Below are 8,415 nucleotides of genomic sequence, written 5' to 3' on the forward strand. Positions count from 1 at the left end.
AGGTAAACAAGAAGGGCTGATAGAGGGGCAGCGAACTGAGGCGCTCCGTATTGCTTGCACCATGCTGGCAGATGGCATCGATATCAGCACGGTACAAAAAATTACCCGACTTTCCGCTGAGGATATCCAGGGGTTAAGCCACTAGACAGAGGCGAAGCCGGGTATACCGACTTACTCTATCGCCACCTTTACCGCCTCGCCGAGCTTTTGCATGACTTCCCGATGCTTCTCGTCTGGCGGCAACGCACAATTGATGCGTACGCAGTTGCGGTATTTACCGGATGCGGAGAATAGCGAGCCAGGCGCGACCTGGATTTTCAGGCGACAGAGCTGTTTGGCGACGCAGACCATATCGACCTGCTGTGGTAATTCAACCCACAGCATAAAGCCACCTTTCGGCCGGGTGACGCAGATCCCGCAGGGGAAATATTCCCGTACCCAGCAGGTATAGATCTCCATATTCCGCTGGTAGATCTGACGCATACGGCGAACATGACGATGATAATGCCCCTCGCGCACGAAGGTGGCGGCCGCCAGCTGTGTAGCAGGAACGTTAGTGCCGATGACGGCATATTTCATGTGCAGAAATTTATCATGATAACGACCGGGAATAACCCAACCGACGCGCAATCCCGGCGCCACGGATTTAGTAAATGAGCTGCACAGTAGCACCCGACCGTCGCTGTCCCAGGAATGGATTGTGCGCGGACGTGGATATTCTGTAGCCAGCTCTCCGTACACATCATCTTCAAAAATAACAATATCGTGCTGCTGGGCGAGGGCGAGCACAGCGCGTTTACGCGCATCCGGCATAATAAAGCCGAGCGGGTTGTTGCAGTTAGGAACCAGGATCACCCCTTTAATCGGCCACTGATCCAGCGCCAGTTCCAGCGCTTCAATGCTGATCCCGGCATCCGGATCGGTCGGGATCTCAATAACTTTGATCCCTAATCCGCGTAGCAGCTGCATTGTGCCGTAGTAGGCGGGAGATTCAACGGCGACAATATCGCCAGGCTGGCAGACCGTTAGCAGCGCCAGCGACATTCCGCTCTGGCTGCCATTAGTGATCACAATATCATCCGCATTGACGATCGAACCGCCGTCCAGCATGAGCCGGGCAATCTGTTGACGCAATTCCCGACAGCCTGGTAATTCATCGTAGCCCAGCACCGCCTTGAGATTATGCTGCGCCACGCGGCTGAGTTCGCGCCACAGTGGCTTCAGGCTGGGTTGATTGATATCGGGCACGCCACTGCTAAAAGGGATTATCGATTTGTCCGCATGACCTGCCAGCATGTCCAGCACCTGATCCCACTGGGTTATCTCGACCGGACGCTGCACCGGACGCGACATCGGCGGCACCGGCGGTTGTGCTTTTTGTGGCGCGACAAAATAACCGGAACGCGGCTGCGGCGTGATCAGCTGTAGTTGTTCCAGCGTCTGATAGGCCTGCTGGACGGTACTGATACTGACCCCATGCTCCTGACTCAGGCTGCGCACCGAAGGCAATTTTTCGCCATGGCGATACAGCCCCTGCTCAATGCGTTCGGCCAGCAGATTGGCCAGATGTTGGTAACGCGTCATGCTGTATCCCTCATGGGTACCATACAGATAAAAAAACCAGTACAGATTGGCGTGAAAAAAGCGATGCAGAACTCTTTTTAACCAATCTGTATGTTAAATAAAAGTACTTTGTGAGTCTGTATTGTTCAGGCCTAAATCCGTGAAGATAAAGCCTCTGGCAAGGCGGGAGGCAAGGTATGGAATTTCATGAGAATAAAGCAAAGCAGCCGTTCATTGGGTTTGTACTGATCTGGCGAGCATACAAAGCATGGCGGCTACGGGCGCAAACGCGGTGTCTGTTGCAACAGATGAGCGATGAGCGGCTGCGTGACGTCGGGCTGCGACGCGATCAGGTGGAGTAATTATTTTCTATCGACAGAGGCCGGGTGTTAGCGCATTCGGCCTCTTTTATATTCACGGTGTTTATCAATTTATGCTTGTTGATAGTCTGTTTCTTGATACTTACCCTGATAAGTATTATTTTCTTCTCAGCAATGAGGAAAAAGAAACATGACTGAAGATGAACTGTTTGCCCGCCGTCCGATGGGGATGCGCATGGCGATGGTGGTACGCCAGTGGCGGGCCATTATTGATGCTGCCATCACCGATACAGGCCTGACGCAATCAAGCTGGACGGTATTGATGCAGCTGTATCAACTGGGAGACAACGTCTCGGTCAGTGAACTGGCCCAGGTGCAGGGCATTGAACTGCCGCCGCTGATGCGTACCCTCACGCTACTAGAAAAGCAGGGCTACCTGCTGCGTTCCACATCGCCTTATGACAAACGCATCCGACTGTTAACGCTGACCGCGCAGGGCCGCACAAGGCTTGAAGTACTTAACCGGGTGATTGAGACATACCAGCATCGCGTCACCTGTACCATTCCTGAAGCGGAGCTTGCCGCCTTCAGCGCGACGTTAAATCAAATCGCCTGCAATTTGCGGACAATCCGCGAAGAAGACAATCAACACTAAAAAACTATGATGACCCCAGAACAAAAATTTGCCCGTTGGGTAAGGGTGAGTATTGCCGCTTTCCTGGTAATATTCGCCTGGTTTATCGTTGCCGATATCTGGATCCCGCTGACGCCGGACTCCACGGTGATGCGCGTGGTAACGCCTGTTTCTTCACGCGTATCCGGCTACGTCTCGCAGGTGCATGTACATAACAATAGCCAGGTGAAAAAGGGCGATTTGCTGTACGAGCTGGATCCGACGCCGTTTATCAATAAGGTCGAAGCGGCGCAAATCGCCCTTGAGCAGGCGAAGCTGAGCAACCAACAGCTGGATGCGCAGATCGCCTCTGCGCGCGCTAATCTGCGCACCGCGCAATTCAACGCCCGTAACGATAAGACCACCTTTGACCGCTATCAACGCCTGAGTGCCATGCAGAATGTTTCGCAATCCGATCTCGACAAGGTGCGTACTGCCTGGCAGACCAGCGAGCAGTCGGTGGCGGCGCTCAACGCCAGTATTCAGAACCTGCTTATCCAGCGCGGCGAGCGCGATGACAAGCGCAACGTGACGCTGCAAAAATACCGTAACGCGCTGGAAGAGGCGCAACTGAACCTTGGCTGGAGCAAAGTGTATGCAGAAACTGATGGCACGGTAAGCAATCTCCAGCTTAGCCCCGGACTGTACGCCACCGCCGCCACGCCGCTGCTGGCGCTGGTCAGCCACCAGACCGATATCGTGGCCGACTTTCGCGAGAAAAGCCTGCGCCACACTCGCGTGGATACCGATGCCGCCGTGGTGTTCGACGCCATGCCGGGCAAGGTTTTTTCTGCCCGCGTTACCAGCAGCGATGCCGGTATTCTGGCGGGCCAGGAGCAGGTTAACGGCCAGCTGTCGCAGCCGGAACAGTCAACCCGTTGGGTGCGCGATGCCCAGCGTATGCGTATTCATGTGGCGCTGAACGAACCGCTCGACACGCCGTTACCGACCGGCGCGCGCGCCACGGTACAGCTGTATAACAGCGAGGGGATGTTCGCCCGTACCTTTGCCGGGGCGCAAATCCACCTCGTTAGCTGGCTGCATTATGTCTATTAACACGCTGGCCCATGTCTTTACGCCGCACGGGAATATTGTCTACACCGCCAATGATTTTCGCCAGACCCTGCGTATCTCCGTTGCCGGGACAATCGCGCTGAGCATCTCAACCTTCTACAACGTGCAGTACGGCGTGTTCTTTGTGGTTTATCCGCTGATGCTGCTGTCGCTGGTGCCGGTATTCAACCGCCATGTGGCAAAACAGTTTGTGTTCAGCGCGGCAGTAAACTGTGTTGAAATGGTGCTGATCGTCGGCTATCTCTCACAGTGGCCGCTGATCATGACGCTGGTGGTGTTCGGCCTGTACGTGATGCGTTTTCGTTTTATGAGCAAAGGGCCCCTGTTTCTGCTCGGCTCAATGGGCGTGGTGTGCCAGAGCACGATGCTCAACTTTATGAGCTATCCTACCACCAACTGGCATACGCTGATGTTCTCCAATATGGAGGCCTGCGTCATGGCGGTGGCGCTGAGCGCGCTGCTGCATTATCTGATCCCGGACGTGGAACCCCGCCAGCCGCCGCCGCGCATTGAAAAAGATGCCGCCCGGGTGCGCCACGAGTCGCTGCTTTCCGGCACGGTGGCGACGATGATTTTTGTTGTCTTCCAGATCTGTGACTTGAGTGATTCGCTGTCGGCGCTGATGGCGGGCATTTTGATCCTGTTTCCGATGCACTATCGCGGGGCGGTGATTAGCTCGATCTGGCGTGTGGTCGGCGTGGTGCTGGCCTGTCTGTATATTCTGCTGGTGCAGTTGCTTATCTATGATTTCAGCAACCACATGGTGCTGATGATGCCGCTGATCGGTCTCGGGCTGGCGTTCAGCGCTCGCCTGCACGTAATGGAAAAAGTCGGCGCGGGCGTGGGGTTTGCCAGTATCACCACTATCGGCATTATGTTCGGCCAGAACCTGCACCCGGATCAGGACCTGGTATTCAGCGATTTGTACCGCATCACCTCCGTCACCGTCGCGCTGGTGGCAACGCTAACCATGGTATTTCTGGTGCACCGGGTGTTGAATTGCTTTGCTGCGACACGGTTTGTAATTACCGAGTGAGCGGGGGGCCAGTGCCGGATGGCGGCTGCGTCTTATCCGGCCTACGGGAAAACGCTATTTCCAGGCCCGGTCACATCGCGTCACCGGGCAATTCAGCAGGGGATTACTTCTTCAATCCCGCAAACGCGGCTCGGATCTCGTCTTCCGGTAAATTAATGCCGATAAACACCAACAGGCTGTGCGGCGTTTCGTCACCCCACGGGCGGTCCCAGTCGGCGCTGTACAAACGCTGGACGCCCTGGAACAGCAGGCGGTTTGGCTCGCCTTCAATCCATAGCATGCCTTTGTAGCGCAGCAGTTTCTCGGCGGATTCCAGCAGCAGGTTTTCCATTACGCGCGACACGTCGCTGATGTTCACCGGGTAATCCAGTTCAACGACGATCGAAGAAATATCGTTTTGCTTGTCGGCGATAAAGTGGAAGCGCGGTTTGGCGCTGACCACGTTCTCTTCCAGCATAAAACCGTTGGTGTCGAACAGCAGGGAGAGGTCGATATCGCCATGCGTCACGGTGTAAATCGGGGCACGGGCGTTGATGCGCGCCAGGCGCTCACGCAGTTTCTCGCTTTCACCTGCAACGTCGGTTTTGGTCAGCAGGATGCGGTCAGCATAGCCGACCTGCGACTGGGCGATGGTAAACTGGTTCATCTGCTCGTCGGCATGCACCGCGTCAACCAGCGCAATTACGCCGTCCAGCAGGTAGCGTTCGCAAATCACTTCATGGGAGAAAAAGGTCTGGATAATCGGGCCGGGGTCAGCCATGCCGGTACACTCGATCACCAGACGGTCAAAATTGATGGTGCCTTTGTCGAGGTTGTCGAGCAGGTCTAACAAGGCATCTTCCAGTTCATTAGAACGGGTACAGCAAATGCAGCCGTTGGTCAGGGTTTTGATCTGCGTGGCGCGGTCGCCAATCAGTTGATCGTCCACCGAAACTTCGCCGAATTCGTTTTCGATAACGGCAATCTTGTAACCGTGCTGCTCGTTGAGAATATGGCGTAGCAGGGTGGTTTTACCCGCGCCAAGAAAACCGGTGAGTAGGGTAACTGCAATCGGGGTCATTCACTTCTCCTTCTAACAGCAACTGCTTCCGCCGCTACCGTAGCGGGCTTCCTGGCGCTCGCGGAAGAATTCTTCGTAGGTCATGTACGGCTTATCGGGATGGTTGGTCTTCATGTGCTCGACGTAGTTGTCGTAGTCCGGAATGCCAATCAGCATCTTCGCCGCCTGACCGAGATATTTTTTAGCTTGCCCTAAAGTACCAAACATAAACAATCCTGATAAGCGAAAAGCCCCGCCGGAGCGGGGCTGAATACATCTTAGTGGTGTGACGAGGTCTTCACGCCGCCTTCCGGCACCGGTACATACGGCGTCTCTTTATCAGAGCGACCATTGATGGCGCGGGCTTTCTGCCAGGTACGGAACCCGTAGAAAATGATGCTGTACACCACCACCAGGAACAGAATACTCAGACCTGCGTTGGTGTAGTTGTTGATGACGATATGGTTCATGTTGGCAATCTGCTGCGCGGTCAGTTCGCCGCCGTTAGCAATCTTCTCTTTGTACTGATTCGCCATAAAGAAGAAGCCTTCCATCTGCGGGTTGGTGCTGAACAGTTTCAGACCCAGCGCCCAGGTGGTGCAGATCAGCAGCCAGACTGCCGGAACCACGGTAACCCAGATGTATTTGGTGCGCTGCATTTTAACCAGCACCACAGTGCCGAGAACCAGCGCCACGGCAGCCAGCATCTGGTTAGAGATACCAAACAGCGGCCACAGGCTCTTAACGCCGCCCAGCGGGTCAACAACGCCTTGATACAGCAGGTAACCCCACAGGCCTACGCAGCCCGCAGTACCGATGATGCCCGCCACCAGAGAGTCGGTTTTCTTCAGGAACGGCACGAAGTTACCCAGTAAATCCTGCAGCATAAAGCGGCCAGAACGGGTACCGGCATCCAGTGCGGTCAGGATGAACAGTGCTTCGAACAGAATACCGAAGTGGTACCAGAAGCCCATATCAGCCATCGGCAGCACTTTGTGGAATACGTGAGCGATACCCACAGCCAGCGTTGGTGCGCCACCTGCGCGGTTCAGAACGGATGGTTCACCGATGTCTTTCGCGGTCTGCAGGATCTGCTCAGGCGAAATCACGAAGCCCCAGGAGCTGACGGTCGCCGCCGCATGTGCGGTGACATCTTTCAACTGCGCCATAATCAGCGGCGCGTTCTCTCCGCTCATTTCATGCAGGTTCGGCATGGTGATGCCAAGGCCCGCAGGCGGGGTGTTCATCGCGAAGTACAGACCCGGTTCGATGATGGAGGCGGCAACCAGCGCCATAATCGCCACGAAGGATTCCATCAGCATTGCGCCATAGCCAATGAAACGCGCGTCGGTTTCACAAGCCAGCAGCTTCGGCGTGGTACCGGAAGCAATCAGCGCGTGGAATCCAGATACCGCACCACAGGCGATGGTGATGAACAGGAACGGGAACAGTGCGCCTTTCCACAGCGGGCCAGTACCATCAACGTACTGCGTCATCGCCGGCATTTTCAGTTCCGGGTTGAGGATAACAATCCCCACCGCCAGGCCGACGATAACGCCGATTTTCAGGAAGGTCGCCAGATAGTCGCGCGGGGCGAGGATCAGCCATACCGGCAGCAGCGCAGAGATAAACGCGTAACCGATCAGGGTAAAGGTGATGGTGGTGTCTTTAAAGGTCAGCGCCGGGCCCCAGAACGGATCGTGCGCAATCACGCCGCCGAAGTAGATGGAGGCGACCAGCAGCACAATACCAATTACCGACACTTCGCCCACACGGCCTGGGCGCAGGAATCGCATGTAGATCCCCATAAACAGCGCAATCGGTACGGTTGAGCAGACGGTGAAGACACCCCACGGGCTTTCCGCCAGCGCTTTCACCACGATCAGCGCCAGTACCGCCAGGATGATGATCATGATTAAGAAGCAGCCGAACAGAGCAATGGTTCCCGGGATCGGGCCCATCTCTTCTTTGATCATCTCGCCCAGAGATGCGCCGTTACGGCGGGAAGAGATAAACAGCACCATGAAGTCCTGTACCGCACCGGCCAGCACGACGCCTGCCAGCAGCCATAGCGTACCGGGCAGGTAGCCCATCTGCGCGGCCAGTACCGGTCCGACCAGCGGACCTGCACCGGCGATAGCGGCAAAGTGGTGCCCAAACAATACGTTACGGTTAGTAGGAACGTAGTTCAGACCATCATTGTTGATGACCGCTGGCGTAGCGCGCGTCGGGTCAAGTTTCATCACTTTCTGGGCGATGTACAGACTGTAGTAACGATAGGCCACCAGATAAACAGAAACTGAGGCCACCACGATCCACAGGGCACTAATGTGCTCACCCCGACGTAATGCCACTACCGAGAGGCAGAATGCACCGATGATTCCGAGAATCACCCAGGGTATGTGCTTGAATATCTTTTTCGTATCCATAGTAAAACCTGGTATCTAATTAATAATTGGCCGAAGCCGCGTGGGTTTGATCTTGTGTTTGAGGAGGTAAATTGACTGCTATGTTGGAGGGATCTTGCCAGATAATTACGCGCGTAAAGTAAGGTAAATAAGTGAGCGGTTGTATGTCAGCTTAAGCGGTCTCAAATGTCAGTGAGCGGTTAGCAATGAGGGTGAATGGGGGAGTTTATGTGATTGAGATCACGGCATTATAGTGTTCGCTTGCCTAAATGCCGTGTTTCCCCACTGACACAGTATCTGAC

General features: G+C 55.2%; 8 protein-coding genes and 1 pseudogene. 5 read left to right on the forward strand and 4 right to left on the reverse strand.

The window, feature by feature from the left end; translation table 11 throughout:
- Window positions 1–145: pseudogene (locus tag KQJ18_RS24715) on the forward strand (ISNCY family transposase); the annotation flags it as partial.
- Window positions 146–171: 26 nt separating this feature from the next.
- On the opposite strand, the gene KQJ18_RS19200 reads toward KQJ18_RS24715, so the two are convergent.
- The gene (locus KQJ18_RS19200; RefSeq protein ID WP_069324124.1) at window positions 172–1,584 is read right to left on the reverse strand and encodes a PLP-dependent aminotransferase family protein; all 1,413 of its coding nucleotides are present in this window, start codon (window positions 1,582–1,584) and stop codon (window positions 172–174) included.
- Window positions 1,585–1,760: 176 nt separating this feature from the next.
- Here KQJ18_RS19200 and KQJ18_RS19205 point away from each other — a divergent pair, with 176 nt between their 5' ends.
- The 4 genes from KQJ18_RS19205 (at window position 1,761) to KQJ18_RS19220 (ending at window position 4,666) form a co-directional block, all read left to right on the forward strand.
- A complete protein-coding gene (locus KQJ18_RS19205) occupies window positions 1,761–1,925 on the forward strand; it encodes a DUF1127 domain-containing protein (protein WP_069324123.1) in 165 nt (54 codons plus the stop codon).
- Window positions 1,926–2,073: 148 nt separating this feature from the next.
- Entirely contained in the window at window positions 2,074–2,538 is a 465-nt protein-coding gene (locus KQJ18_RS19210; RefSeq protein WP_137346800.1) for a MarR family transcriptional regulator, read from the forward strand.
- Between the two features lie 6 nt (window positions 2,539–2,544).
- Window positions 2,545–3,612: an HlyD family secretion protein gene (locus KQJ18_RS19215; RefSeq protein WP_137346801.1), complete on the forward strand. Its 1,068-nt coding sequence runs from the start codon at window positions 2,545–2,547 to the stop codon at window positions 3,610–3,612.
- Window positions 3,602–4,666 (forward strand): DUF2955 domain-containing protein, encoded by a 1,065-nt coding sequence (locus tag KQJ18_RS19220; protein WP_069324120.1) that lies wholly within the window; start codon window positions 3,602–3,604, stop codon window positions 4,664–4,666. Before KQJ18_RS19215 ends, KQJ18_RS19220 begins: the two co-directional genes overlap by 11 nt.
- 103 nt (window positions 4,667–4,769) lie before the next feature.
- Here KQJ18_RS19220 and yjiA read toward each other — a convergent pair whose 3' ends face one another.
- From yjiA to btsT, 3 genes are read right to left on the reverse strand one after another with little or no spacing between them, the layout of a single operon-like run.
- Window positions 4,770–5,726, reverse strand: a complete 957-nt coding sequence (gene yjiA, locus KQJ18_RS19225; protein WP_042312574.1) for a GTPase — start codon at window positions 5,724–5,726, stop codon at window positions 4,770–4,772.
- A 12-nt stretch (window positions 5,727–5,738) separates the two neighbouring features.
- A complete protein-coding gene (locus KQJ18_RS19230) occupies window positions 5,739–5,933 on the reverse strand; it encodes a YbdD/YjiX family protein (RefSeq protein ID WP_003830038.1) in 195 nt (64 codons plus the stop codon).
- A gap of 50 nt (window positions 5,934–5,983) precedes the next feature.
- Window positions 5,984–8,134 carry a carbon starvation CstA family protein gene (gene btsT / locus KQJ18_RS19235; protein ID WP_216422512.1) on the reverse strand — a complete coding sequence of 717 codons (2,151 nt, stop codon included), beginning with the start codon at window positions 8,132–8,134 and terminating at the stop codon, window positions 5,984–5,986.
- Between the last annotated feature and the right edge of the window lie 281 nt (window positions 8,135–8,415).

Origin of the sequence: Citrobacter sp. S55_ASV_140, assembly GCF_018919505.1 — a bacterium.
Lineage (GTDB): Bacteria > Pseudomonadota > Gammaproteobacteria > Enterobacterales > Enterobacteriaceae > Citrobacter > Citrobacter werkmanii.